Origin of the sequence: Achromobacter sp. RW408 (assembly GCF_003184165.1) — a bacterium.
Taxonomy (GTDB): Bacteria; Pseudomonadota; Gammaproteobacteria; order Burkholderiales; family Burkholderiaceae_B; genus Achromobacter; species Achromobacter xylosoxidans.
The window spans coordinates 296,545-320,680 of the sequence record NZ_QHHO01000049.1; the positions used below are offsets into that span (position 1 = coordinate 296,545).

The window sequence follows — 24,136 nt, forward strand, 5'->3', positions numbered from 1 at the left end:
TGAACAATGGCTTCCACCGCGCCTCTCACCGTCAGCCTGGCCTCGGCCCTGAAAACCACACGCTCGCGCCAGCGCGACCTGGAGCAACTGTCGCCCTTTGAACTTAAGGATTATCTGATCACGCTGGCCAAGGACACCCAGCAGACGGCCGCGCTGACCATGTTGAACGCGGGCCGCGGCAATCCCAACTGGATTGCCACCGAACCGCGCGACGCCTTCTTCCTGCTGGGCCAGTTCGCCATGAAGGAAGCGCGCCGCGTGCGCGACGATGTGATCCTGGCGGGCATGCCGCCCAAGAAGGGCTGCGCCGATCGCCTGCGCAAGTTCCTGTCCAAGAACAAGGGCGCGGCGGGCGCGGACTTCCTGGCCGGGGTGCTTGAGTACGGCGTGAAGATCAAGAACTTCGTGCCCGACGAATGGATCCATGAGCTGACCGACAGCGTCATCGGCGACAACTACCCGGTGCCGCCGCGTGCCCTGGTGCACCTGGAGCAGGTGGTGCATGACTACCTGATCAAGGAAATGTGCGACGGCCGGCCGCCCAAGGGCAAGTTCGACCTGTTCCCGGTCGAGGGCGGCACGGCGGCCATGTGCTACATCTTCGATTCGCTCATGCAGAACGGGCTGCTCAAGCAGGGCGATACCATCGCGCTGTTCCTGCCGACCTTCACGCCCTACATCGAGATCGCGCACCTGGAGCGCTTCCAGTTCAAGATCGTCGCTATCAACGCCAGTAGCGTGCGCGCCGACGGCACCCACGACTGGCACTATCCGGCCTCGGAAATCGCCAAGCTCGAGAATCCGAAGATCAAGCTGGCGGTGACCGTCAACCCCAGCAATCCGCCGTCGGTGGCCTTCAGCCCGGTCGAGATGAAGCAGATCGTGGGACTGATCCGCAAGAATCCGGACCTGGTGCTGGTGACGGACGACGTGTACGGCACCTTCGTGCCGAACTTCCGCTCGCTGATGGCCGAAGTGCCGCACAACACCATCTGCGTGTATTCGTTCTCGAAGAACTTCGGCTGCACCGGCTGGCGCCTGGGTGTGATCGCGACCCATGAAAAGAACACCATGGACCGCCGAATCGCCGAACTGCCGGCATCGTGGAAGAACCGCCTGAACAAGCGCTATGGCGCCATGACCATGGAGCCCGAGAAGCTCAAGTTCATCGACCGCATGGTGGCCGACAGCCGCAACGTGGCGCTGAACCACACCGCCGGCCTGTCGCTGCCGCAACAGGTGCAGATGGGCTTTTTCGCCCTGTCGCACCTGCTGGACCTGAAGGACGCGTACAAGCACCTGACCATGCGGATCGTGCGGGCGCGGCGCGATGCGCTGTGGCGCGGGCTGGGCGTGCCGTTGCCGCCCGAGGATCCGATGCGCGGCTGGTACTACGTCGAACTGGACTTCATGGTCTGGGCCAAGAACACCTATGGCGACGCCTTCTGCAAATACATGACGTCCAACTACGAGCCGGTCGACTTCCTGTTCCGCCTGGCCGAGAAGTCGGGCGTGGTGCTGATGGACGGCGGCGGGTTCGGCGGGCCGCCCTGGTCCATCCGCATTTCGCTGGCCAACCTGGATGATGGCGACTATTCCAAGATCGGCAAGCACATGGTCGACGCCGCCACGGAATACGTCGAGGCCTGGAAGGCCGGCCAACTGGTGCGTTCGGGTCCGACCGCCGGCAAGGGCCAGAAGGTCAAGCCCGCCGCCGCCAAGCGCAAGGCCGCCGGCAAGCAAGCCGCCAAGAAGGCGGTGAAGCAGGCGGTCAAGAAGGCCGCCAAGGCCGAGCGCTCGGCCACCAAAGGGGCGAAGTAGCCGCCATCGTCCGCCAGATCCAGGGTGACATGACCTCATGACGTGCTCAGTCGGGTTTTTCAATAATGTTCCCATCGCGGTGCTGTTCCTGACGGTGGGGTTGGGATACCTGATCGGCAAGCTCAAGATCGGGCCGATCCAGCTGGGGGGCGTGTGCGGCACGCTCATCGTTGCCCTGCTGATCGGCCAGACCGGCTGCCAGATGCGCGGCGATCTGAAGGAGGTCGCGTTCGCCCTGTTCATCTTCGCCATGGGCTATTCGGGCGGACCGCAGTTCTTCGCCAACCTGAACCGGTCCAGCCTGCGCTACATCGTGCTGCCCATCATCGAGGCGCTGCTGGTGCTGACCATCGTGCTGCTGGCGGTGCCGCTGTTCGGGCTGGACGCGGGCACGGCGGCTGGACTGGCTGCGGGGGCGGCAACCGAGTCGGCCGTGGTCGGGACCGCGGCGGAGGCGCTCAAGCACCTGGGCCTGGCCGACGCCGACGTGCAGCGCATGGAGGCCAATATCGCCACCGCCTACACGCTGACCTACCTGGTGGGCCTGATCAGCATCGTGTTCTTCACCAGCCAGGTGGCGCCCGCCCTGTTGCGCATCAACCTGCGCGAGGCCTCCAAAGCGCTTGAGGAAAAACTGGGCGGGGGGCCGGGCGAGACCGACGAGAACCTGCTGCCGACCCTGCCGCGGCTGGTGGGCCGCTCGCACGTGGTCAAGGACGCGGACGGCAGGACGGTGGGCGAGGTCGAAGCCGAATTGGGCGGACGCACCGCCATCAGCCGCATCCTGCGCAATGGCGAGGCGATCGAGCCCACGCCTGAGGACCGGCTGGCCACCGGCGATATCGTCGTCGTGCTGGGTCTGCGCCGCTTTGCGCTGCGGGCCGGCTCGGTCGTCGGGCCGGAAATCCAGTTGCCGGAGGCGCATGCCGATGACCTGCAGCTGGCCGAGCTGCAGGTCATCGTCAACAGGAAGACGGTCAATGGCCGCACCCTGGGTGAATTGGCCAAGGGGCCGCGCGCGCAGCGGGCCCGGGGCGTGTTCCTGCAGTCGATCCAGCGGTCCGGCCATATGCTGCCGCTCACGCCTGCCACCGTGGTGCAGTATGGCGACCTGGTGACGCTGGTGGGCGCGGAGCCCGAGCTGTCGCAGGCAGGCGCGGGGCTGGGCAACGAACTGCGGCGCAGCGGCGTTACCGACCTGGTGTTCCTGGCCTTCGGCATTCTCGCGGGCCTGATGATCGGCGCGCTGGGGGCACGCCTCTGGGGCATTCCGGTGTCGCTGGGCAGCGGCGGCGGCGCTCTGGTGAGCGGCCTGGTGTGCGGTTGGATCAACGCCAAGCGACCCGCATTGGGGCACATGCCGGACCAGGCGGTGCAATTGCTCAAGGATCTGGGCCTGGCGGTGTTCGTCGCCTGCGTCGGCCTGTCGGCCGGGCCGGAGGCGGTGGCGCTGATCCGCGAGCATGGCGCGGTGCTGCCGCTGATCGGCCTGCTGGTATCGCTCGGGCCGGCCTGCCTGTCGCTGTGGGTCGGACACAAGATACTCAAGATAGAGGGGCCGCTGCTGGTCGGCGCCATCGCGGGCCAGCACGTCAGCACTCCGGCGATCAGCGCCATCCTGGGGGCCAGCGGCAGCGCGGTGCCGCTGTTGGGTTACACGGTGACCTACGCCATCGCCAACGTGCTGCTGCCGGTGCTGGGGCCGATCATCGTGTCGCTGGCGCATCACCTCGGTGGATGAGGCCGGCAGGGCGCGTCGCGCCATGAGGCGGAGCGAGGGTTTAACATAGGCTAGGGAAACTACCGAGACCGCCAGCGACCGCGCCATGCCTGTCGCCCAAGGCGGCATCCCATCGCACCCCGCCGCACCCGCCGTCACGGGCGCAGGCTCATGGAGACAAGATGCCCTACCTTACCCCGCTGCAGGATTTCCGCTTCGCGCTGAAGGAACTGGCCGGCCTGGACGACGTCCTCAAGCTGCCCGGATTCGAAGAGGTGACGCCCGATCTGGTGGACGCCATCCTGGAAGAAAACGGCCGATTCGTCGAGCAGGCAATCGCGCCGCTGAACGTGCCCGGCGATACGCGCCCGCCGGTCTGGAACGATGGCCAGGTCACCGCCACGCCGGGCTACGCGCAGGGCTTCAAGGATTACGCGGCCGGCGGCTGGCAGGGGCTGCAGCATCCGCAGGCCTGGGGCGGGCAGGGCCTGCCCAAGCTGGTGGCGGCCGCGCCCGGCGAGAACATCCAGGCGGCCAGCCTGGCGTTCTCGCTGTGCCCGATGCTGACCGACGGCGTGATCGAGGCCATCCTCACCGTCGGCTCGGAAGAACAGCGCAAGAAGTTCGTGCCCAATCTCATCGGCGGCAAATGGACCGGCACCATGAACCTGACCGAGCCGCAGGCCGGCTCGGACCTGGCCCAGGTCGCCACCCGCGCGGTGCGCCAGGAAGACGGCAGCTACCGCCTGTCGGGCCAGAAGATCTTCATTACCTACGGCGAGCACGATCTGGCCGAGAACATCATCCACCTGGTGCTGGCGCGCACGCCGGACGCGCCGCCCGGGGTGAAAGGCATCTCGCTGTTCATCGTGCCGAAGTTCCTGGTCGGGGCCGATGGCTCCCTGGGGCCGCGCAACGATGTCTGGTGCGCGTCGCTGGAGCACAAGCTGGGCATCCACGGCAGTCCCACCGCCGTGCTGCTGTACGGATCCGGCAAGGGCGAGGCGGGCGAGGGCGCGGTCGGCTACCTGGTGGGCGAGTTGAATCGCGGCCTGGAATACATGTTCATCATGATGAACGCGGCCCGCTATTCGGTCGGGCAGCAGGGCATCGGCGTGTCCGAGCGGGCATACCAGCACGCGCTGGCCTACGCGCGCGAACGGGTGCAGGGACGCGCCGTGGAAGGTTCCAGCGCCGCCGTCGCGATCGCGCGCCATCCGGACGTGCAACGCATGCTGCTGACGATGAAGGCGCTGACCGAGGCGGCGCGCGCCGTGTCCTACGTGACGGCGGCGGCCCACGACAAGGGCACTCACCATCCCGACCCGGAGCAGCGGGCCCGCAACCGCGCTTTCTACGAATACATGGTGCCCATCGTGAAGGGGTTTGCCACCGAGTCGGCGGTGGAGGTGGCCTCGCTTGGCGTGCAGGTGCACGGCGGCATGGGCTACATCGAGGAGACCGGGGCGGCCCAGTATTACCGCGATGCCCGCATCCTGCCGATCTACGAGGGCACCACCGCGATCCAGGCCAATGACCTGGTCAGCCGCAAGACCCAGCGCGATGCCGGTGCCACCGCCTACGCCGCCATTGCCGCCATGCGCGAGACGCTGCGGGCGGTCGAGGCCGAGTCCTCGCGCGCCGCGGCGTCCGAGCGCGACGGCCTGCGCCTGCTGCGCGACAACCTCGACAGCGCGATCCAGGCCTACGAGTCGGGGGTGGAATTCATCCTGGAGCAAACGGCGGTGAACATTCGCGCCGTCTATGCCAGCAGCGTGCCGTACCTGATGCTGGCCGGCGTGGTGCATGGCGGCTGGCAGATGGCGCGCGCCGTGCTGGCGTGCCGCCGGCACCTGGCGGCGGGATCGACCGATCCGTTCCATCGCGAGAAGCTGGCGACCGGATTGTTCTACGCCGCCCACATTCTGCCGCGCGCCCTGGCGCTGTCGGCGGCGGTGCGCGCCGGCGTGGTGGCGGACGCCTGCGGCGCCGCCGCGAATATTGCATAAGGTTATATGTCTTGCGTATTTCCCCTGCAACAGGTTTGATGGAAGAATCGTTTTGGAGGGCGGCACAGGCCGCCGCCGAAACGTTTTTCCAGCCGGCCGCCGGACAGGGCGGCCGGTCGATTCCGCAACCCGAGTCCGCAAGCAGGAGACACCATGAGCCATCTACGCCTGGGCGACACCGCGCCCGATTTCGAGCAGGAATCCTCCGCCGGCCCGATCCGTTTCCATGAGTATCTGGGCAATAGCTGGGGCGTGCTGTTCTCGCATCCGGCCGACTTCACGCCCGTCTGCACCACCGAACTGGGCTACACCGCCAAGCTGGCCGACGAATTCGCCAAGCGCAACGTGAAAGTGCTGGCGCTGTCGGTGGACGGCGCCGACTCGCACACCAAGTGGATCGAGGACATCAACGACACCCAGTCGACCAAGGTCAATTTCCCGATCCTGGCCGACAAGGACCGCAAGGTGTCCGAGCTGTACGACATGATCCACCCCAACGCCAATGCCACGCTGACGGTGCGCTCGGTCTTCATCATCGACCCGAACAAGAAGGTGCGCCTGATCATCACGTATCCCGCCAGCACCGGCCGCAACTTCAACGAGATCCTGCGCGTCATCGACTCGCTGCAGCTTACCGACAGCCACAGCGTGGCCACGCCGGTCAACTGGGAAGATGGCGACGACGTCATCATCGTGCCGTCGCTGCAGGACGAAGCCGTGATCAAGCAGAAGTTCCCCAAGGGCTACAAGGCGGTGCGTCCATACCTGCGCATTACGCCCCAGCCGAATAAGTAAATAAGAAATCCGTTTATGGGGCGGCCAGCGCCGCCCGTCCGGACGGCGCCCGAAAAAGCGCCAGCAAAGCCGCGTATTCCCTGGGAATGCGCGGCTTTTTCACGCCTTGCGGCGGGCGCGCTATATGCCTGGAAGCGATGAGCAATCAAAGAATGATTCGTTCCGTTCAGAACAGGCCGCCGGCACACTTGCTTCCACATTGCCAAACACGCGAAGGGAGCAAGGAATGTCTTTCAGGAAAGCCGGATGGTTGGCCGCCTTGGCCGCAGTGACGATGTCTCTTGCCGCGATCGCGCCGGCGCAGGCGCAGCAGAAGCAGACGCTGTTGAACGTGTCCTATGATCCGACGCGCGAGCTGTACCGCGCCATCGACGACGCCTTCATCAAGCAATACAAGGAAAAGGCCAACGTCGACCTGACCATCCGCCAGTCGCACGGCGGTTCCGGCCGCCAGGCGCGCTCGGTCATCGACGGCCTGGAAGCCGACGTGGTGACGCTGGCGCTGGCCTACGACATCGATGCCATCGCCGACCGCGGCCTCCTGCCCGAAAACTGGCAGGCGCGCCTGCCGCAGAACAGCTCGCCCTACACCTCGACCATCGTGTTCCTGGTGCGCAAGGGCAATCCCAAGCACATCAAGGACTGGGACGACCTGGTCAAGGACGGCGTACAGGTGATCACGCCCAACCCCAAGACCTCGGGCGGCGCCCGCTGGAACTACCTGGCTGCCTGGGCCTACGCGCTGGAAAAGAACGGCGGCAGCGAAGACAAGGCGCGCGCCTACGTCGGCGACCTGCTCAAGCACGTGCCGGTGCTGGATACCGGCGCCCGCGGCGCCACCACCACCTTCGTCGAACGCGGCGTCGGCGACGTGCTGCTGGCGTGGGAGAACGAGGCCTTCCTGGCGCTGGAAGAATTGGGTCCGGACAAGTTCGACATCGTGGTGCCGTCGCTGTCGATCCTGGCCGAGCCGCCCGTGGCCATCGTCGACAAGATCGTCGACAAGAAGGGCACCCGCGCCGCGGCCCAGGCCTACCTGGAATTCCTCTACACCCCGGCAGCCCAGGAAATCATCGCCAAGAACTACTACCGGCCGATCGACAAGACCGTGGCCGCCAAGTACGAAAGCAAGTTCCCCAAGGTCAAGCTGGTGACCATCGACGACAAGATCTTCGGCGGCTGGCGCAAGGCGCAGAAGGACCACTTCAGCGACGGCGGCACCTTCGACCAGATCTACCAGCCGCAGAAGAAGTAAGCGGACAACCAGCGGACGACGGCCATGACTACAGCCTCGATTCCGACCGCAAAGGGCGCGCGGGCGCCTTTTGCCGTTCGGCGCAACAGCCCGGGCGTGCTGCCCGGTTTCGGCATTTCCATGGGCTACGCGGTGCTGTACCTGAGCGTGCTCGTGCTGATTCCCCTGGCGGCGCTGCCGATCAAGAGCGCCTCGCTGGGCTGGCAGGGCTTCTGGGACGCGGTGACGGCGCCACGGGTGCTGGCGTCGTATCAACTCACCTTCGGCGCCTCGCTGCTGGCGGCGTTGGTGAACCTGGTGTTCGGCACCATCGTGGCCTGGGTGCTGGTGCGCTACCGCTTTCCGGGCAAGAAGATCCTGGACGCGCTGGTGGACCTGCCGTTCGCGCTGCCCACCGCCGTGGCCGGCATCGCCCTGACCGCGCTGTACGCGGAAAAGGGCTGGCTGGGCGCGCCGCTGGCCAACTGGTTCGGCCTGAAAGTGGCGTTCACGCCGCTGGGCATCGTGATCGCGCTGATTTTCATCGGCGTGCCGTTCGTGGTGCGCACGGTGCAGCCGGTGCTGGAAGACATCGAGCGCGAGATTGAGGAGGCCGCCGCCAGCCTGGGCGCGGACCGCTGGCAGACGATCCGCCGCGTGCTGCTGCCGAGCCTGGTGCCGGCGCTGATGACCGGCTTCGCGCTGGCGTTCGCCCGCGCGGTGGGCGAGTACGGTTCGGTGGTGTTCATCGCCGGCAACATGCCGATGGTGTCCGAGATCACGCCGCTGCTGATCATCGCCAAGCTGGAGCAGTTCGACTATGCCGGCGCCGCCGCCATCGCCACCGTGATGCTGGTGCTGTCGTTCGTGCTGCTTTTCGTCATCAATCTGCTGCAGGGCTGGCAGGCCCGTCGTGGCCTCGGGAGACAGGCATGAGCTTTGTTGACCGTCCCGCCCACCTGACCGAGCCGCGCTGGGTGCGCGGCATCCTGCTGTTCCTGGCGCTGGGTTTTCTGGCACTGTTCCTGCTGGTGCCGCTGGCCGCGGTGTTCTACGAGGCTTTCCGCAAGGGCTGGCAGCTGTACCTGGAGGCCATTGTCGAGCCCGATGCGCTGGCCGCGATCCGCCTGACGCTGGTGGTGGCGGCGATCGCGCTGCCGGTCAACCTGGTGTTCGGCGTGGCCGCCGCCTGGGCCATCACCAAGTTCCAGTTCCGCGGCAAGCAGTTCCTGATCACGCTGATCGACCTGCCGTTCTCGGTGTCGCCGGTGGTGGCCGGCCTGGTGTTCGTGCTGCTGTTCGGCACGCAGGGCTGGTTCGGCGACTGGCTGCAGGCGCACGACCTGAAGATCGTCTATGCCGTGCCGGGCATCATCCTGGCCTCGCTGTTCGTGACCTTCCCCTTCGTCGCGCGCGAGCTGATCCCCCTGATGCAGGCGCAGGGCAGCGAGGAAGAGCAGGCCGCGCTGACGCTGGGCGCGAGCGGCTGGCAGATCTTCTGGCGCGTGACGCTGCCCAACATCAAGTGGGGCCTGCTGTACGGCGCCATTCTCTGCAATGCGCGCGCCATGGGCGAGTTCGGCGCGGTCTCGGTGGTGTCGGGCCAGATCCGCGGCCTGACCAACACCATGACCCTGCACGTGGAGATTCTCTACAACGAATACCAGTATTCGGCGGCGTTCGCGGTGGCCTCGCTGCTGGCGCTGCTGGCGTTGGTGACGCTGGTGGCCAAGAACGTGATCGAGTGGCGCAACGCGCGCTACCTGAAGGCGGCGGAGCTGCCGGTCGAGTATCCCGGGCCCGCGACGGCCATCAAGCCGGCCGTCGCCTGACGCGGCCGGCCAGACGGAGACAAGCATGAGTATCGAAGTACGCAATCTTTCCAAGCGCTTCGGCCAGTTCCGGGCGCTCAACGACGTTTCGCTGCACATCGAGACGGGCGAGCTGGTGGCGCTGCTGGGGCCTTCGGGCTGTGGCAAGACCACGCTGCTGCGCATCATCGCCGGGCTGGAGTCGGCCGACACGGGCAGCGTGCTGTTCGCCGGCGAGGACGCCACCGCGGTGGACGTGCGCCAGCGCCAGGTCGGCTTCGTGTTCCAGCACTACGCGCTGTTCAAGCACATGACGGTGTTCGAGAACGTCGCCTTCGGGTTGCGCGTCAAGCACCGTTCGCAGCGGCCGCCGGAAGAGCAGATCCGGCGCAAGGTGCATGACCTGCTCAATCTGGTGCAACTGGACTGGCTGGCGGACCGCTACCCGGCGCAGCTGTCGGGCGGCCAGCGCCAGCGCATCGCCCTGGCGCGCGCGCTGGCGGTGGAGCCGCGCGTGCTGTTGCTGGACGAGCCTTTCGGCGCGCTCGATGCCAAGGTGCGCAAGGAACTGCGGCGCTGGCTGCGCCGCCTGCACGACGAGCTGAATGTGGCCAGCGTGTTCGTCACGCACGACCAGGAAGAGGCGTTGGAGGTGGCCGACCGCGTGGTGCTGATGAATGCCGGCAAGATCGAACAGGTCGGCACGCCGCGCGAAGTCTGGGAAGGGCCGGCCACGCCCTTCGTCTATGGCTTTCTGGGCGACGTCAACCAGTTGCAGGGCGTGGCCAGCCGCGGCGTCTGGGAAGGGGCGGGCCTGTCGTTGCCGGCGCCCGAGCTGGCGCAGGCCGAGGCGCAGCGCGCCACCGCCTATGTGCGGCCGCACGAATTCGACATCGAGCGCTATCGGGCCGGCGCCGCCGGCATTCCAGTGCGCCTGTCCCATGCCTACCTGGCCGGCCCCAGTGCCTACCTGGAACTGGCCAGCGAGGATTCCGACGCCGTCATCGAGGCCGAGGTGCCCGAGCACCTGTACCGGGAGCTCGGCCTGCGCGATGGCGACGTGCTGCTGGCCCGCCCGCGCCGTGCCCGTATCTTCGCGGTGCAAGCATGACGGCGGCCGCACTCGATACCGGCCTGGAGCCGGTCCTGGCAGCACGCTGGGACGAACTGCAGGCGCGGCTGGCCGACATCCAGCGGCGCTATCCCGATGCGGCACTGGCGTCGTCGCTGGCGGCCGAGGACATGGTGTTGACGCACGCCATCTACAGCGCCGGCCTGAGCCTGGAAGTCTTCACGCTCGACACCGGCCGGCTGCACGCGGAAACGCTGGGTGTGCTGGACGCGGTGCGCGAGCGCTATGGGCGCGAGGTCACCGTGTACCGGCCCGACGGCGACGCGGTCGAACGCCACGTGGCCGAGCATGGCGCCTATGCCTTCTACGAAAGCGTCGAGCTGCGCAAGGCCTGTTGCCAGATCCGCAAGGTCGAGCCGCTCAAGCGCGCGCTGGCCGGGCGCGGCGCCTGGATCACCGGGCAGCGGCGGGCGCAGTCGGCCACGCGCGGCGAGCTGCACCTGGAAGAAGACGACGCCACCTTCGGGCTCTACAAGTTCAACCCGCTGGCCGAATGGAGCGAAGCGGACGTCTGGAGCGTGATCCGCGCCCTCGGCATTCCGTACAACCCGCTACACGACCAGGGCTATCCGTCCATCGGCTGCGAACCCTGTACCCGCGCCATCCGCCCGGGCGAAGACCTGCGCGCGGGGCGCTGGTGGTGGGAGTCGTCGGATTCCAAGGAATGCGGCCTGCACGCAGGCAACCGGGTCATCGGCATCGTCGCGGCTCCCCGCGACTGACGCCGCCACCCATCAGAAATCCGTTTTAGGGGAATATTCATGTCCGCAGTGATCCAACGCAGCCACCTGGACTGGCTGGAATCGGAAGCCATCTTCATCCTGCGCGAGGTGGCCGCCGAAAGCGAGAAGCCCGTGCTGCTGTTTTCGGGCGGCAAGGACTCGGTGGTGCTGTTGCGCCTGGCCGAAAAGGCCTTCCGCCCGGGACGCTTTCCGTTCCCGCTGATGCACATCGACACCGGCCACAACTTCGACGAGGTCATTGCCTTTCGCGACGCCCGCGCCGCCGAGCTGGGCGAGACCCTGATCGTGCGCAGCGTGGAAGACTCGATCAAGCGCGGCAGCGTGGTGCTGCGGCGCGAGACCGATTCGCGCAACGCGGCGCAGGCCGTGACGCTGCTGGAGGCGATCGAGGAATTCGGCTTCGACGCCTGCATCGGCGGCGCCCGCCGCGACGAGGAAAAGGCGCGCGCCAAGGAACGCATCTTCTCGTTCCGCGACGAGTTCGGCCAGTGGGACCCCAAGGCCCAGCGCCCCGAACTGTGGAACCTGTTCAACACCAAGGTGCACCGCGGCGAGAACATGCGGGTGTTTCCGATCTCCAACTGGACCGAGCTGGACGTCTGGCAGTACATCCAGCGCGAACGGCTGGCGCTGCCGTCGATCTACTTCAGCCACCAGCGCGAGGTGGTGCGGCGCAAGGGCCTGTTGGTGCCGGTGACGCGCCTGACGCCGCCGCAGGACGGCGATACGGTCGAGCGCCTGTCGGTGCGTTTCCGCACGGTGGGCGACATTTCCTGCACCTGCCCGGTGGCCTCGGAGGCCGCCGATACCGCCGCCATCATCGCCGAGACCGCGGTGACCGACATCACCGAGCGCGGCGCCACGCGCATGGATGACCAGACTTCCGAGGCCTCGATGGAGCGCCGCAAGAAGGAAGGCTATTTCTGATTGCATGAGCGGCCGGCGCCAGCCCGGCCCACAGGGGACGCATATGAACGCAGTAAACGATTCTTTTCTTTCCGGCGCCGACACGGGCGTGCTGCGCCTGATCACCGCGGGTTCGGTCGACGACGGCAAATCGACGCTGATCGGCCGCCTGCTGTATGACAGCAAGGGCGTGTTCGCCGACCAGCTCGACGCCATCTCGCGCGCCAAGTACAAGCGCGTGGCCGAGGGCGCCATCGATTTCTCGCTGCTGACCGACGGCCTGGAAGCCGAGCGTGAGCAGGGCATCACGATCGACGTGGCCTACCGCTATTTCTCGACGCCGGCGCGCAAGTTCATCATCGCCGACGCGCCCGGCCACGAGCAGTACACCCGCAACATGGTCACCGGCGCGTCCACCGCCGACGTGGCGGTGATCCTGATCGACGCCACGCGCGCGGCCGACGGCAAGCTGCTGCCGCAGACCAAGCGCCACAGCACCATCGCCCGCCTGCTCGGCATCCGCCACATCGTGGTGGCGGTCAACAAGATGGACCTGGTGGACTGGGACCCCGCCGTGTTCGAGCGCATCCGCGACGCCTACGCCGACCTGGCGGGCAAGCTCGGCATCGCGCACTTCGACGCGCTGCCGTTGTCGGCGCTGAACGGTGACAACGTGGTGACGCTGTCGGACAAGACGCCCTGGTACACGGGCCAGCCGCTGCTGACGCTGCTGGAATCGCTCGATCTGGCGGCCGATGGCCGCGCCGGGCCGCTGCGCTTTCCGGTGCAATGGGTGTCGCGCCACGACGGCAGCCTCAAGGATGATTTCCGCGGCTACGCGGGCCGCATTGCCAGCGGCGTGCTGCGTCCGGGTGACGAGATCGCGGTGCAGCCTTCGGGCGTGACCGCGCGCGTGCAGGAGGTGCGGCTGTTCGATCGCGCGCTGGATGAAGCGGTGGCGGGCGATTCGGTCACGCTGGTGCTCGACCGCGATGTCGACGTGTCGCGCGGCGACGTGATCGTGCATGCGTCGGCGCCGGCGCAGGTGGCGCGCGAGTTCGAGGCCGAGCTGTGCTGGCTCGACGCGCAGGCGCTCAACCCTGCGCGCAAGTATCTGCTCAAGCATGGCACGCGCCTGACGTCGGCGAAGATCCGCGCGGTGCTCACGCATCGCGACATCCACGAATTGCAGGAAGTGGAGAACACCGAAGGCACGCTGCGCATGAACGACATCGGCCGCGTCACGTTCACCACGCGCGAGTCGTTGGCGATCGATCGATATGCGGATGTGCCCGCCACCGGCGCATTCATCCTGATCGACGAAGCCACGCATCAGACCGCGGCGGCGGGCATGCTGCGGTAAACCGCAAGCCGGGGCGGAAACGCCTCGGCCGAGCTTGTCTCTGCGGTGTTGTTTTTATTCCAAACCTAATGCTGGCGCGGGTTTCCGGGCGATATCGCAAGATGAAATCGAATTCTCCGGACGCCGTCTTCGTCTTGCGGTAAAGTGGGGCTGTCTTACGGAAAGGCTTTTGGTGCTTGTCAAAACCACTGTGTTTTTGTACAGTAGTTTTCATGGCACGCACCGATCATTCTTTTCCCGCCGGTTCTGGGTCCCCGGCTGCCGCCCCCGCCGCCTTGCGCGGTCGGGGTGCGGTTACTAATGTTCGGCATCGCTTCCAGAAAGATGACCGCGTGCAGGTCGACGATGGCTGGTCCGCTTCGGGCCTCCCGGCAGATTTCGTCGATGCTGTCCCCAATAATTCTCCCGATGGCGCGTCCGACACGCTCGGCCTGGTAGACCAGGCCGATGCCGCCGCCGTTACGCCCGCGGCCGCCGTCATCCCCATCCTGCCCGACGACCGCCGGGCACCCGCCGCGCCCAAGACCACCGTCACGGCCGAAGAGGCCCGCAAGATCCTGTCGCGCAACGATTCGCCGGACATCCCCTTCGACGTCGCCGTCAATCCCTACCGTGGCTGCGAGCATGGCTGCGTCTATTGCTATGCCCGCCCGACCCATTCTTACCTGGGCTACTCTCCCGGCCTCGATTTCGAGACGCGGCTGGTGGCCAAGGCCAACGCGGTAGAGGCGCTGCGGGCGGAAATCAGCCGCCCGGGTTACAAGCCGTCGCCCATCAACATCGGGTCGGCCACCGACGCCTACCAGCCCATCGAGCGCGACTGGCGCCTGACGCGCGGCATGCTCGAGCTGATGCTCGAAACCCGCCACCCGGTCACCATCGTCACCAAGAACGCCCTGGTGGCGCGCGACCTCGACCTCCTGGCGGCGTTGGCCGAACAGAACCTGGTGGTCGTCTACATGAGCATCACCACGCTCGACGCCGGCATGGCCCGCACGCTGGAGCCGCGCGCCGCGGCCCCCTGGCGCCGCCTGGAGGCCGTGCGCAACCTCACCGCCGCCGGGGTGCCGGTCGGCGTGCTGGTGGCGCCCGTGATCCCGTTCATCAACGATGACGCCATGGAACACATCCTGCAGGAATCGAAGGCGGCGGGCGCGCACTACGCCAGCTACACCGTCATCCGCCTGCCCTGGGAAGTCAAAACCCTGTTCGAGGACTGGCTCAACGCCCATTACCCCGACCGTGCCCAGCGCGTGCTGCACCGCATCGAAGACCTGCGCAACGGCCGCCGCAACGATCCCAACTTCGGTTCGCGCATGCGCGGCACCGGCATCTGGGCCGACCTGCTGCGCCAGCGCTTTGCCGTGGCCACCCGCAAGCTGGGCCTGAACCGCCATCGCCTGGCGCTCGACTGCGACCGCTTCCAGCCGCCTGCGCCGGTTGGCGCATCCGCCGCCTTGTTCGGCCCGGGCGCCAATATGGCTGATATCCCCGTTTTTCCATCCCCGGCTGGCGCGAAAGCGTCTTCAGGGGTCCCTTTTGCCAGTGCCGCGCCGGCGGCCGGCGCCTACGGGTGCGGTGCGCGCCAGTTGCGCGCCATGGTCGCCGGCCAGCTGTCGTTGTTCGACTGACCCGCGGCTTGCCCGGGTTGCCGCCGTGGCGTCGTGCCGCGGTTCTTGATCGCGTTAAAGGAGTTCCCCATGAACACCGCTCAACTTTCCGTCCTGCCGGATGATCTCGCCGCCGTTTCCCTCACGCCGCTGCGCCGTGCCGCTCAACGCGTCAGGGCCCTTGGCGCCCGTTTTTCGGGGCTGGCCACGCCTTGGTCCGGCGCGGCGACGGGCCGGGCGGCGGCTGGCGCGGCGACGGTGGACCTGGCGTTGCCTGTCGGCGCAGCCCCGACGGCGCCCGTCGAGACCGAGCCACGCAAGCGTGAGCGCGCCCTGCCTGGCAAATGGCCGTTCCCCCCGGCCGCCGAAGCTGGCGCGTCCGTCGTCCGTGGCCCGCGCGAGCGCAGCCTGGGCAATGCCACGGTCGAGCCGGTGTCGGATCAGGTCAGCGTGAAAAGCATGGTGCTGGACGTGGTGCTGGTGTTGGCCTGGGGCGCGATGATTCCCGCCCTCATGTGGCTGGGTGTGGCCGGCGGCTTCTGAAGGACTCGCCGCCGCTCGGGCCGGCACTCGGGCGCAGGGCGGCGCCTTCGCCGCCGGCCCGCCACGGGGCCGACGAAGGCTTTCAGGTCGAGCCAAGCAGTATCACGCCCGCCAGGATCGACAGACAGCCTGCAAGCCTGCCGGGGCCGACCTTTTCCCGCAGCAGGAACATTCCGGCTAGGGTGCCCAGCATCATCGACATTTCGCGGGCGGGCGCCACCAGGCTCAGCGGTGCGCCGTTGCGCAGCGCGTAGAGCACCAAGATGTACCCCAGCGGCGACAGCAAGCCCACCGCCAGGGCCAGGTGCCAATGCCCACGCATCGATTCCCAGGCCTGGGCGCGGCGGTTCAGCATGTGCGGCGTCATCATGGCGGTGCGGGTGACACAGGTGAACCAGTCGAACAGCACCGGGCTGATCAGCAGCACCTTCACGCCATAGGCATCCACCACGGTGTAGGCGGCGATGAACAGGCCGATCACCATGCCCCAGCGCACGCCGACCCAGGCCTGTGGGTTGCGGAAGATCGACAGCCGTCCCTGGGTGGCGATCAGCAACACCCCGATCACCACGCACAGCATGCCGGCAATGCCGGTGCCGGTGGCGGGCTCGCGCAGGAGCAGGAAGGCGCCGGTGGTCGAAAGCAGGGGGCCGGTGCCGCGCGCAATGGGATAGACCACCGATAGATCCGCCACCTGATAACCGCGCTGCAGGCACAGGCTGTAGCCCAGATGCAACAGGCTGGAGGTCAGGATCGCGCCGACTACCGGCCAGGTCCACGTCATGCCGTCATGCAACAGTACCCATACCACCCATGGCGCATACAGCACCGAGGCGCACAGCCCGTAGGCGAAGACGAATGGAGCGCCCACCATGGCCGCGCGCTTGGCGAGCAGATTCCACGTTGCGTGGGCCATCGCCGCCAGGACGACCAATAACAGGGACGAGTACGACATGGGGGGAACAGCGTCTTATGACGTGTTTGTTACATAAACCGCTAGGGTACCGCAAACCCGCGGGCAGGGCGTCATGTTACCTGAGGCGCTGGGCAAATTTTGGTGTAGAATCATTGGTTTGCCAAATCTCATCCTCTGCTTGCGGTACACGGCCAGGCGCGGTTTTTCAGCCCCGGCCCGAACAACATCGAACGGCAAAGCGCTTTAGTCCGCAAAGGCATGATGATCTAGGAGTTCTCAATGAACCTTATCGCTATCCTGGAACAGGAAGAGATTGCCCGCCTGACCGGCGGTCAAGCCAAGCCTGAATTTGCTCCTGGTGACACCGTCATCGTGAGCGTGAACGTCGTTGAAGGCACCCGCAAGCGCGTGCAGGCCTTCGAAGGCGTCGTGATCGCCAAGCGCAACCGCGGCCTGAACTCCGCGTTCACCGTGCGCAAGATTTCGTCGGGTGAAGCCGTGGAACGTACGTTCCAGCTGTACTCGCCGCAAATCGCCGGCATCGAAGTCAAGCGCCGCGGCGACGTGCGCCGCGCCAAGCTGTACTACCTGCGCAACCGCTCGGGCAAGTCGGCGCGTATCAAGGAAAAGCTGGTCAGCAAGCAAGCCTCGGCGGCTTGATCGCTTATCGGCACACGGCCCTACCAGTGTCGGACGCACACGCCATCCAGCGTTTTCGTTCGGCACGGGTTTCCGGGTTAAAAAGGCACCTGCGAGGGTGCCTTTTTCTTTTTGAAAAGCCGAATGTCTGATTCCTCGTCTTCTGCGCGGCCGCGCCGGCCGCTGGCGCGTCCCGGGTTCGACCCGGCGTCGCAACCCTGGGTGGTCGCCAACGATTCCCTGCCGGCGGTGCCGGCCGGCTTGCTGACGCCCGACCTGCTGCGCGGCACGCTCAGCCAGCCGTCCACCTGGACGCTCGAGCTGTCGCGCGACAATGACCTGCGCTATCCCGGCCGCGAAGGCGCCCCGGTGCCCGCGGCCGTGCTGATTCCGCTGGTGACGCGCGACGATGGCGTGCACATCATGCTGACCCAGCGCGCCGCGCACCTGCACGACCATGCCGGCCAGATCAGTTTTCCGGGCGGCCGTATCGAGGCCAGCGATGCGACGCCGGTCGCCGCGGCGCTGCGCGAGGCGCAGGAGGAAACCGGACTGCCGGCCAACCACGTCGAGGTGCTGGGCAGCATGCCCCCGTACCTGACCGCCACTGGATTCTCCATCATCCCGGTCGTGTCTTTGGTTACGCCCGGCTTCCAGCTGGCGCCGGACGCGTTCGAAGTCGCCGAGGTGTTCGAAGTGCCGCTGTCGTTCCTGATGGATCCGGCCAATCACCGTTTGTACGAGGCGCGGCTGGAGGACGGCCGGGTGCGTCACTATTACGGCATGCCGTATGGCCGGCACTTCATCTGGGGCGCCACCGCCGGCATGCTGCGCAACCTTTATCACCTGTTGCGCAACGGCTTCGAGCCGCGTTGAGAGCCGTGCCGGGACCTGCCAACCAGCGGCTTCAATACCGTTGTTGTCCCGCCAGGTTCTCGTCCAGGATGCGCAGGTACAGCGCGTAGCGCGCCGGGTCGATCGCGCCCGCGTCCAGCGCCGCGACCACGCCGCAACCGGGCTCGTGGCGATGGGTGCAGTTGTAGAAACGGCACGACTCGATCGGCTTGGTGAATTCCGGGAAGCCGCGGATGATGTCTTCGCGGCTCAGGTGCTGCAGGCCGAAGGCCTGGAAGCCGGGCGAGTCGATCAGGTCTCCGCCTGGCGCGGGCAGGTGATAGAGGCGGGTGCTGGTGGTGGTGTGCTTGCCCATGTCCAGCGCCGTCGAGTGTTCCCGGGTGGGCGCCGCGGCGTCCGGCACCAGCGCGTTCAGCAGCGTCGACTTGCCCATGCCGCTTTGTCCCAGCAGCAGGTTGGTGCGGCCGGCCAGGCGCGGCGCCAGCAGGGTGTGGACCTTTTCGGGTTCAAGCGCGCTCAGTTCGACGATGTCCACGCCCAGCGCGGCAATCGGCGCCAGGCGGGCGCGGGCGGCGGGTAGCGCGTCGATGATGTCCGTCTTGTTCAGGATGATCAGCGGTTCGATACCGGCGCTCCAGGCGCCTGCCAGCGCGCGGCCGGTGAGGTCGTCGGAGAAGGTCGGCTGCACCGCCACCACGATCAGCAACTGGTCGACGTTCGAGGCGAACTGCTTGGACCGCATTTCATCGGAGCGGTACAGCAGATTGCGGCGCGGCAGGATCGCATCGATGGCGCCTTCGTCCTGGCCCTGGCGCGTGATGCGGACGCGGTCGCCGACGGCGGCGCCGGCCTTCTTGCCGCGCGGGAAGCATTTGCGCAGGCTGCCGTCGGCCAGCTCGACGGTGTAGTGGCGGCCATGCGCCGCGATGATGCGGCCTTCGTTGGCGGCATCACCATGCGCGCCCGTCTTGGGCGCTTCCTGGAAGGCGGCCTTGTTGCGATCGTTCATGCTCATGCCGCGGGCGCCGTCAGGTGGCGGATGCGCACGGCGGCGGGGGGATGGCTGTCGTAGAAGGCGGAGTGCACGGGATCGGGAGTCAGGGTGGCGGCGTTGTCGTCGTAGAGCTTGACCAGGGCCGATACCAGGCGGTCCGGCGAGCTCTGTTCGGCCGCGTAGCGATCGGCCTCGAACTCGTCGCGGCGCGAGTACCAGCTGGCCAGCGGCGTGAAGATGAAGGTGAAGACGGGAATGGCCAGGAAGAACAGCAGCAGGGCCATCGCGTCGTTGCGGCCGCCCAGCTGGGGCAGTACGCCCAGGCCCACGTAGAACCAGGGTTGCTGCGCGACCCAGCCCAGAATGGCGAAAAATACCAGGGCCGCCGCGAAGCTGAAAACGATGCGCTTGATGATGTGGCGCTTGGCGAAGTGGCCCAGTTCGTGCGCCAGCACGGCTTCGATCTCGTCGGCGTTCAGGCGCGCCAGCAGCGTGTCGAAGAACACGATGCGGCGCGAACGGCCGAAACCGGTGAAATAGGCGTTGCCGTGGGCCGAGCGGCGCGAGCCGTCCATCACGAACAGGCCGTTGAGCGCGAAGCCGCAGCGCTGCGCCAGGCGCTGGATGCGGCCGGCCAGTTCCGGATCGGACAACGGCGTGAATTTGTTGAACAGCGGCGCGATGAACATCGGATAAACGATGAGCAGCGCCAGGTTGAATGCGGTCCATAGCGCCCAGGCCCAGACCCACCAATACTGCCCCGCGCTGCCCATCAGCCACAGCACGGCGGCCGCCAGGGGCAGCCCCAGCACCGCCGCCACCAGCAGGCCCTTGGCTGCGTCCGAGATGAACAGTTCGGGCGTCATGCGGTTGAAACCGAAGCGCGCCTCCAGCTTGAACTGCCGCCACAGCGTGAAGGGCAGGCCCAGCAGGCCCAGCAGCAGCGCCACCGTCACCAGCAACAGCATCTGGCGCAGGAAGTCGTTGTCGGTGAGCTGGCCCACCCAGAGGTCGATGACCTGCAGGCCGCCCATCAAGGTCAGGCAGATCAGCAAGATGGCATCATAGGTGCGTTCGAACATGCCCAGCCTGACCCGCGCCACCGTATAGTCGGCCGCGCGCTGGTGGCTGGCCAGGCCGATCCGATGGGAGAATTCCGGCGGCACCTGGTCGCGATGGCGCGCCACGTGGCGGATCTGGCGGCTGGCCAGCCACATGCGCACGGCGATATCGGTCAGCAGGAAGGCAACGAACAGCAGTGTGAACATGGGCGATGCGGCTGGCTCAAGTGGGGATGTGCGAAAATTGCGTATTGGAAAATCGCGTGTTTTATAGGCAAATTATATGGCTGTGAACGAAAATCGCCTGGTTTGGCTGGACATGGAAATGACCGGCCTGGACCCTGAAAAAGAACGCATCATCGAGGTCGCCGTGGTGGTCACCGAGGCCGACCTGACCGTGGTCGCCGAAGGCCCCGTGCTGGTGGTGCACCAGTCCGACAGCCTGCTCGACGCCATGGACAACTGGAACAAATCCACCCACGGCAAGAGTGGCCTGATCGACAAGGTGCGCGCCTCGACGATTTCCGAAGCGCAGGCAGAGGATACGCTGTTGGCGTTTCTCGCGCAGCACGTGCCGGCAGGCAAGTCGCCGCTGTGCGGCAACACCATCAGCCAGGACCGCCGGTTCATGTTTGCTTACATGCCGCGCCTGGAACAGTTCTTTCATTACCGCAACCTGGACGTCAGCACGCTCAAGGAACTGGCGCGCCGCTGGGCGCCGGCCGTGTACAAGGGGTTCGAGAAGAAGAGCCGCCACGAGGCGCTGGCCGACATCTATGAATCGATCGACGAACTGAAGTACTACCGCGAGCACTTCCTTAAGGTGTAGCGGATCGCCGCCGACCGGCGGCGCCATATTCCCGCGAGCCGTCATGCCGTCCTCCCAATCCGTTGCCCGGATCCGGGCCGCTGAACGTCAGGCCCTGGCCGAGGGCCGGCGGCTGATGCCGCTGGCAGGCGCGGCCGCCGCGCGTTTCGTGGCGGCGCGGTTGCCGCCCGGCGCCACGGTGCTGGCGTTGGCCGGTCCCGGCAACAATGGCGGCGATGCCCTTGAGGCGGCCACGCGGCTGCGTGAAATGGGATACGACGTGCGAGTCGTGCTGCCCAAGGGCGCCGGGGGACTGCCGGCCGATGCTGCCCGCGCCTACGCCGGCTGGAGCGCGGCGGGTGGGGTGTCCCTGGACGCGCTCGACTCGCTGGAGGTGCCGGAACTGGTGCTCGACGGCCTGTTCGGCATTGGCCTGAATAGGCCGCTGGATGCCTTCTGGCAGGCGCTGGTGGACGCCGTCAACGACTGGAGGGCGCCGGTGCTGGCGTTGGACGTGCCCAGCGGCATCGACGCCGATACTGGCGCGGCGCTGGGGCGGCCGATCCGTGCGCGTTGGACCTTGTCCTTCATCGCGCGGGCCCGGGGGCTGCTGCAACCGGGGGCCGCGCAGGCCGTGGGGGAATCACATCTGGATACGCTGGGCGTGGCAATAGCGGCGGACGGCGACGCCTGAACGGCCGGTTTCAGGCTGGCCGGCCGCCGAAGCGCGCCGCGATGTCCGCGGCCAGCGGGCGGTATCTTTCATTGTCGCGGCCGGCCAGGGCGTTCAGGTGCGCTTCCGAGGCGTCGAACACCCGCCAGTAGATGCGGCCGCAGATCTCGCGGGCCGCGTGGCCCGGCCAGTTGTCGGGCAGCATCGGGCCGGGCAATTGCGGATCGTGCAGCACGATCCGACGCCAATTGTGCAGCAGCATGACGCGCGCGATGAAGGCGTCCGAAGGCGAGGGCGGGGCTTCCAGCAGTTTTTCCAGCGGGCCGAAATTGCGGCTGAACTGTCGATATTGCTCGGCCACGTCGTCCAGGTTCCAGCACTGCGAGGCCAGGCTGGCTATCGGCAGGCCGCCGGCGCCGGCCAGGTCGCGCGCCGACAGCACCAGCGCCTTGTCCGGAATGCCCAGCTTTTCCAGGATGTCATGGGCCGCGCGGGCCTCGGTGTGCGGATGGGCGAACAGCCCCGGCGCGATCATCCCGAACCCTTCCCAGACCAGCTCGCGGCGCAGCTCCGCGCGCTCGGCCAGCCCGTTGCCGGTGCGAGGCAGCGCCACCAGCGTCCATTCCCCGTTCCATTCCCGCGGCGCGCCGACGTAGATGCGCTGCGAGGCGTGCGCCGTGTGGCGCAGGCCCTGCTCGGAAATCAGGTAGAGGCTGCGCCGGCCGTGGCGTTCGGACTGCAGCCAGTTCTGCGCCACCAGCCGGAACACGCTGGTGCGCAGCAGCCGTTCGTTGATGCCCAGCGGGGCCAGCAACTCGATCAGGTCGCCGAGCCAGATGGCGCCGCCGTGCGGCGCAAGGGCGTCGCCCAGCAGGCTGACGCAGAGCGATTTGGCGCGCGGCGGATCGCTCTTGATGAGGCGTGACAGGTAACGGTCCAGGGGCGACTGAGGGTTTGCCATAAGGGGGGCCGCAAGGGGCCGATATCGGGATCCTGGATATGATACATAAATCCAATGTGATACAGATTTGAGTTTGACAATGGTTTTTTTGTATTAAATAATCCGCCTATGACATGACGGCACTGCGCGGCGTTCGCTTTGCGCTATCGCAAACCGTCTCAAGGAGACAACCATGTACGCTCAACTCGTCGAAACCGGCGTCAAGCAGGTCAAGACCGCGGACCAGCTCGAAGGCCGCGAACAGACGTTCCAGCGCCGCATCGACGAAGGCGTGCGGATCGAGGCCAAGGACTGGATGCCCGAGGCCTACCGCAAGACCCTGGTGCGCCAGATCTCGCAGCACGCGCACTCCGAAATCGTCGGCATGCTGCCGGAAGGCAACTGGATCACCCGCGCTCCGTCGCTCAAGCGCAAGGCCATCCTGCTGGCCAAGGTGCAGGACGAAGCCGGCCACGGCCTCTACCTGTACAGCGCCGCCGAAACCCTGGGCGTATCGCGCGACGACCTGATCGACGACCTGCACGCCGGCCGCGCCAAGTACTCCAGCATCTTCAATTACCCCACGCTCAGCTGGGCCGACATCGGCATGATCGGCTGGCTGGTCGACGGCTCGGCCATCATCAACCAGATCCCGCTGTGCCGTTGCTCCTACGGCCCCTACGCCCGCGCCATGGTGCGCGTCTGTAAGGAGGAGTCCTTCCACCAGCGCCAGGGCTACGACCTGCTGATGCAGATGTGCCTGCACGGCACGCCCGAACAGAAGGCGATGGTGCAGGACTCGCTGAACCGCTGGTGGTGGCCGGCCCTCATGATGTTCGGCCCGTCGGATGCCGACTCTCCCAACAGCGCCCAGTCGATGGCCTGGAAGATCAAGCTCTTCTCCAACGACGAGCTGCGCCAGAAGATGGTCGACCAGACCGTGCCGCAGGCCGAATACCTGGGCCTGACCATTCCCGATCCCGAACTGAAGTGGAACGCCGAGCGCGGCCACTATGACTTCGGCGAGATCGACTGGAGCGAGTTCTACGCCGTGCTCAAGGGCAATGGCCCATGCAACCGCGAACGCCTGGCGGCGCGCGTCAAGGCGCACGAAGACGGCGCCTGGGTGCGCGAGGCGCTGGTCGCCTACGCCGACAAGCAGGCCGAGCGCAAGGCGGCCTGAGCCTTGGCCGGGCGGCGCCCGGCCTTCCAACTCCTTACTCATCCAATACCCGGGGCGCCACGCGCGCCCGGCATCCGAGGATATCCATCATGAGCAAAGACTGGCCTCTGTGGGAAGTGTTCATCCGCAGCCAGCACGGCCTGGCGCACAAGCACGTCGGCAGCCTGCACGCGCCCGACGCCGAAATGGCGATCAACCACGCCCGCGACGTCTACACCCGCCGCAACGAAGGCCTGAGCATCTGGGTGGTGCGGGCTTCCGACATTTCCGCCAGCAGCCCGGGCGACAAGGATCCCTTGTTCGAGCCGGCCAACAGCAAGGTCTACCGGCATCCCACGTTCTTTCCGATGCCTGAAGAAATCAAGCACATGTAAGGCGGC

General features: G+C 66.8%; 23 protein-coding genes. 19 read left to right on the forward strand and 4 right to left on the reverse strand.

Going from position 1 to position 24,136, the window contains the following annotated elements; translation table 11 throughout:
- The first annotated feature begins 6 nt into the window (after window positions 1-6).
- From DK459_RS20825 to DK459_RS20885, 13 genes are all read left to right on the forward strand, one after another.
- A complete protein-coding gene (locus DK459_RS20825; protein ID WP_110135038.1) occupies window positions 7-1,821 on the forward strand; it encodes a bifunctional aspartate transaminase/aspartate 4-decarboxylase in 1,815 nt (604 codons plus the stop codon).
- A 37-nt stretch (window positions 1,822-1,858) separates the two neighbouring features.
- Window positions 1,859-3,562 (forward strand): aspartate-alanine antiporter, encoded by a 1,704-nt coding sequence (gene aspT / locus DK459_RS20830; RefSeq protein ID WP_047992263.1) that lies wholly within the window; start codon window positions 1,859-1,861, stop codon window positions 3,560-3,562.
- 161 nt (window positions 3,563-3,723) lie between these two features.
- Window positions 3,724-5,550 carry an acyl-CoA dehydrogenase gene (locus DK459_RS20835; RefSeq protein WP_054472005.1) on the forward strand — a complete coding sequence of 609 codons (1,827 nt, stop codon included), beginning with the start codon at window positions 3,724-3,726 and terminating at the stop codon, window positions 5,548-5,550.
- A gap of 153 nt (window positions 5,551-5,703) precedes the next feature.
- Window positions 5,704-6,345 carry a peroxiredoxin gene (locus DK459_RS20840; RefSeq protein WP_020924580.1) on the forward strand — a complete coding sequence of 214 codons (642 nt, stop codon included), beginning with the start codon at window positions 5,704-5,706 and terminating at the stop codon, window positions 6,343-6,345.
- Between the two features lie 226 nt (window positions 6,346-6,571).
- Window positions 6,572-7,600, forward strand: a complete 1,029-nt coding sequence (locus DK459_RS20845; RefSeq protein ID WP_045952804.1) for a sulfate ABC transporter substrate-binding protein — start codon at window positions 6,572-6,574, stop codon at window positions 7,598-7,600.
- 24 nt (window positions 7,601-7,624) lie between these two features.
- Window positions 7,625-8,515, forward strand: coding sequence for a sulfate ABC transporter permease subunit CysT (cysT, locus tag DK459_RS20850; RefSeq protein WP_006388284.1), 891 nt, complete (start codon window positions 7,625-7,627; stop codon window positions 8,513-8,515).
- Window positions 8,512-9,411, forward strand: coding sequence for a sulfate ABC transporter permease subunit CysW (gene cysW, locus DK459_RS20855; protein WP_006388285.1), 900 nt, complete (start codon window positions 8,512-8,514; stop codon window positions 9,409-9,411). Before cysT ends, cysW begins: the two co-directional genes overlap by 4 nt.
- Before the next feature lie 25 nt (window positions 9,412-9,436).
- The gene (locus DK459_RS20860) at window positions 9,437-10,501 is read left to right on the forward strand and encodes a sulfate/molybdate ABC transporter ATP-binding protein (RefSeq protein WP_020924577.1); all 1,065 of its coding nucleotides are present in this window, start codon (window positions 9,437-9,439) and stop codon (window positions 10,499-10,501) included.
- The gene (locus DK459_RS20865; protein ID WP_047992267.1) at window positions 10,498-11,244 is read left to right on the forward strand and encodes a phosphoadenylyl-sulfate reductase; all 747 of its coding nucleotides are present in this window, start codon (window positions 10,498-10,500) and stop codon (window positions 11,242-11,244) included. The genes DK459_RS20860 and DK459_RS20865 overlap by 4 nt, the downstream gene beginning before the upstream one ends.
- A gap of 39 nt (window positions 11,245-11,283) precedes the next feature.
- Window positions 11,284-12,192 carry a sulfate adenylyltransferase subunit CysD gene (gene cysD, locus DK459_RS20870; RefSeq protein ID WP_006388288.1) on the forward strand — a complete coding sequence of 303 codons (909 nt, stop codon included), beginning with the start codon at window positions 11,284-11,286 and terminating at the stop codon, window positions 12,190-12,192.
- 43 nt (window positions 12,193-12,235) lie between these two features.
- Window positions 12,236-13,534: a sulfate adenylyltransferase subunit 1 gene (locus DK459_RS20875; RefSeq protein ID WP_006388289.1), complete on the forward strand. Its 1,299-nt coding sequence runs from the start codon at window positions 12,236-12,238 to the stop codon at window positions 13,532-13,534.
- A gap of 212 nt (window positions 13,535-13,746) precedes the next feature.
- Entirely contained in the window at window positions 13,747-15,165 is a 1,419-nt protein-coding gene (locus tag DK459_RS20880) for a PA0069 family radical SAM protein (protein WP_110135039.1), read from the forward strand.
- Window positions 15,166-15,234: 69 nt separating this feature from the next.
- Window positions 15,235-15,687: a hypothetical protein gene (locus DK459_RS20885; protein ID WP_024068189.1), complete on the forward strand. Its 453-nt coding sequence runs from the start codon at window positions 15,235-15,237 to the stop codon at window positions 15,685-15,687.
- An 82-nt stretch (window positions 15,688-15,769) separates the two neighbouring features.
- Here DK459_RS20885 and DK459_RS20890 read toward each other — a convergent pair whose 3' ends face one another.
- Window positions 15,770-16,642, reverse strand: coding sequence for a DMT family transporter (locus DK459_RS20890; RefSeq protein ID WP_026382787.1), 873 nt, complete (start codon window positions 16,640-16,642; stop codon window positions 15,770-15,772).
- A 240-nt stretch (window positions 16,643-16,882) separates the two neighbouring features.
- On the opposite strand from DK459_RS20890, the gene rplS reads away from it, so the two are divergent.
- Both rplS and DK459_RS20900 read left to right on the forward strand, forming a co-directional pair.
- A complete protein-coding gene (gene rplS, locus DK459_RS20895; RefSeq protein WP_006218237.1) occupies window positions 16,883-17,263 on the forward strand; it encodes a 50S ribosomal protein L19 in 381 nt (126 codons plus the stop codon).
- Between the two features lie 123 nt (window positions 17,264-17,386).
- Window positions 17,387-18,118: a CoA pyrophosphatase gene (locus tag DK459_RS20900; RefSeq protein ID WP_110135040.1), complete on the forward strand. Its 732-nt coding sequence runs from the start codon at window positions 17,387-17,389 to the stop codon at window positions 18,116-18,118.
- Between the two features lie 31 nt (window positions 18,119-18,149).
- Here the strand turns inward: DK459_RS20900 and rsgA are convergent, their stop codons facing one another.
- Together rsgA and DK459_RS20910 are read right to left on the reverse strand one after the other, a co-directional pair.
- Entirely contained in the window at window positions 18,150-19,112 is a 963-nt protein-coding gene (gene rsgA / locus DK459_RS20905; protein WP_024068190.1) for a ribosome small subunit-dependent GTPase A, read from the reverse strand.
- Window positions 19,109-20,359 carry a M48 family metallopeptidase gene (locus tag DK459_RS20910; protein ID WP_006388295.1) on the reverse strand — a complete coding sequence of 417 codons (1,251 nt, stop codon included), beginning with the start codon at window positions 20,357-20,359 and terminating at the stop codon, window positions 19,109-19,111. The genes rsgA and DK459_RS20910 overlap by 4 nt, the downstream gene beginning before the upstream one ends.
- A gap of 76 nt (window positions 20,360-20,435) precedes the next feature.
- Between DK459_RS20910 and orn the strand changes: the two genes are divergently transcribed.
- Both orn and DK459_RS20920 read left to right on the forward strand, forming a co-directional pair.
- Entirely contained in the window at window positions 20,436-20,981 is a 546-nt protein-coding gene (orn, locus tag DK459_RS20915) for an oligoribonuclease (RefSeq protein ID WP_026382789.1), read from the forward strand.
- A gap of 43 nt (window positions 20,982-21,024) precedes the next feature.
- A complete protein-coding gene (locus DK459_RS20920) occupies window positions 21,025-21,654 on the forward strand; it encodes an NAD(P)H-hydrate epimerase (RefSeq protein ID WP_020924568.1) in 630 nt (209 codons plus the stop codon).
- Between the two features lie 10 nt (window positions 21,655-21,664).
- Here the strand turns inward: DK459_RS20920 and paaX are convergent, their stop codons facing one another.
- The gene (gene paaX / locus DK459_RS20925) at window positions 21,665-22,594 is read right to left on the reverse strand and encodes a phenylacetic acid degradation operon negative regulatory protein PaaX (protein WP_020924567.1); all 930 of its coding nucleotides are present in this window, start codon (window positions 22,592-22,594) and stop codon (window positions 21,665-21,667) included.
- 172 nt (window positions 22,595-22,766) lie between these two features.
- Between paaX and paaA the strand changes: the two genes are divergently transcribed.
- Window positions 22,767-23,756, forward strand: a complete 990-nt coding sequence (gene paaA / locus DK459_RS20930) for a 1,2-phenylacetyl-CoA epoxidase subunit PaaA (RefSeq protein ID WP_024068194.1) — start codon at window positions 22,767-22,769, stop codon at window positions 23,754-23,756.
- A gap of 89 nt (window positions 23,757-23,845) precedes the next feature.
- Window positions 23,846-24,130, forward strand: a complete 285-nt coding sequence (gene paaB, locus DK459_RS20935; protein WP_006388300.1) for a 1,2-phenylacetyl-CoA epoxidase subunit PaaB — start codon at window positions 23,846-23,848, stop codon at window positions 24,128-24,130.
- The last annotated feature ends 6 nt before the right edge of the window (window positions 24,131-24,136 follow it).

Excerpts from the sequence above, each read along its gene's own strand:
- DK459_RS20900 (WP_110135040.1), top strand. The coding sequence starts at position 17,387 with ATGTCTGATTCCTCGTCTTCTGCGCGGCCGCGCCGGCCGCTGGCGCGT.
- DK459_RS20825 (WP_110135038.1), top strand. The coding sequence starts at position 7 with ATGGCTTCCACCGCGCCTCTCACCGTCAGCCTGGCCTCGGCCCTGAAA.
- DK459_RS20840 (WP_020924580.1), top strand. The coding sequence starts at position 5,704 with ATGAGCCATCTACGCCTGGGCGACACCGCGCCCGATTTCGAGCAGGAA.
- DK459_RS20890 (WP_026382787.1), bottom strand. The coding sequence starts at position 16,642 with ATGTCGTACTCGTCCCTGTTATTGGTCGTCCTGGCGGCGATGGCCCAC.
- DK459_RS20865 (WP_047992267.1), top strand. The coding sequence starts at position 10,498 with ATGACGGCGGCCGCACTCGATACCGGCCTGGAGCCGGTCCTGGCAGCA.
- DK459_RS20885 (WP_024068189.1), top strand. The coding sequence starts at position 15,235 with ATGAACACCGCTCAACTTTCCGTCCTGCCGGATGATCTCGCCGCCGTT.
- paaX (WP_020924567.1), bottom strand. The coding sequence starts at position 22,594 with ATGGCAAACCCTCAGTCGCCCCTGGACCGTTACCTGTCACGCCTCATC.
- DK459_RS20860 (WP_020924577.1), top strand. The coding sequence starts at position 9,437 with ATGAGTATCGAAGTACGCAATCTTTCCAAGCGCTTCGGCCAGTTCCGG.
- paaB (WP_006388300.1), top strand. The coding sequence starts at position 23,846 with ATGAGCAAAGACTGGCCTCTGTGGGAAGTGTTCATCCGCAGCCAGCAC.
- cysT (WP_006388284.1), top strand. The coding sequence starts at position 7,625 with ATGACTACAGCCTCGATTCCGACCGCAAAGGGCGCGCGGGCGCCTTTT.
- paaA (WP_024068194.1), top strand. The coding sequence starts at position 22,767 with ATGTACGCTCAACTCGTCGAAACCGGCGTCAAGCAGGTCAAGACCGCG.
- cysD (WP_006388288.1), top strand. The coding sequence starts at position 11,284 with ATGTCCGCAGTGATCCAACGCAGCCACCTGGACTGGCTGGAATCGGAA.
- rplS (WP_006218237.1), top strand. The coding sequence starts at position 16,883 with ATGAACCTTATCGCTATCCTGGAACAGGAAGAGATTGCCCGCCTGACC.
- DK459_RS20845 (WP_045952804.1), top strand. The coding sequence starts at position 6,572 with ATGTCTTTCAGGAAAGCCGGATGGTTGGCCGCCTTGGCCGCAGTGACG.
- DK459_RS20875 (WP_006388289.1), top strand. The coding sequence starts at position 12,236 with ATGAACGCAGTAAACGATTCTTTTCTTTCCGGCGCCGACACGGGCGTG.
- orn (WP_026382789.1), top strand. The coding sequence starts at position 20,436 with ATGGCTGTGAACGAAAATCGCCTGGTTTGGCTGGACATGGAAATGACC.
- DK459_RS20835 (WP_054472005.1), top strand. The coding sequence starts at position 3,724 with ATGCCCTACCTTACCCCGCTGCAGGATTTCCGCTTCGCGCTGAAGGAA.
- aspT (WP_047992263.1), top strand. The coding sequence starts at position 1,859 with ATGACGTGCTCAGTCGGGTTTTTCAATAATGTTCCCATCGCGGTGCTG.
- cysW (WP_006388285.1), top strand. The coding sequence starts at position 8,512 with ATGAGCTTTGTTGACCGTCCCGCCCACCTGACCGAGCCGCGCTGGGTG.
- DK459_RS20880 (WP_110135039.1), top strand. The coding sequence starts at position 13,747 with ATGGCACGCACCGATCATTCTTTTCCCGCCGGTTCTGGGTCCCCGGCT.
- DK459_RS20920 (WP_020924568.1), top strand. The coding sequence starts at position 21,025 with ATGCCGTCCTCCCAATCCGTTGCCCGGATCCGGGCCGCTGAACGTCAG.
- DK459_RS20910 (WP_006388295.1), bottom strand. The coding sequence starts at position 20,359 with ATGTTCACACTGCTGTTCGTTGCCTTCCTGCTGACCGATATCGCCGTG.
- rsgA (WP_024068190.1), bottom strand. The coding sequence starts at position 19,112 with ATGAGCATGAACGATCGCAACAAGGCCGCCTTCCAGGAAGCGCCCAAG.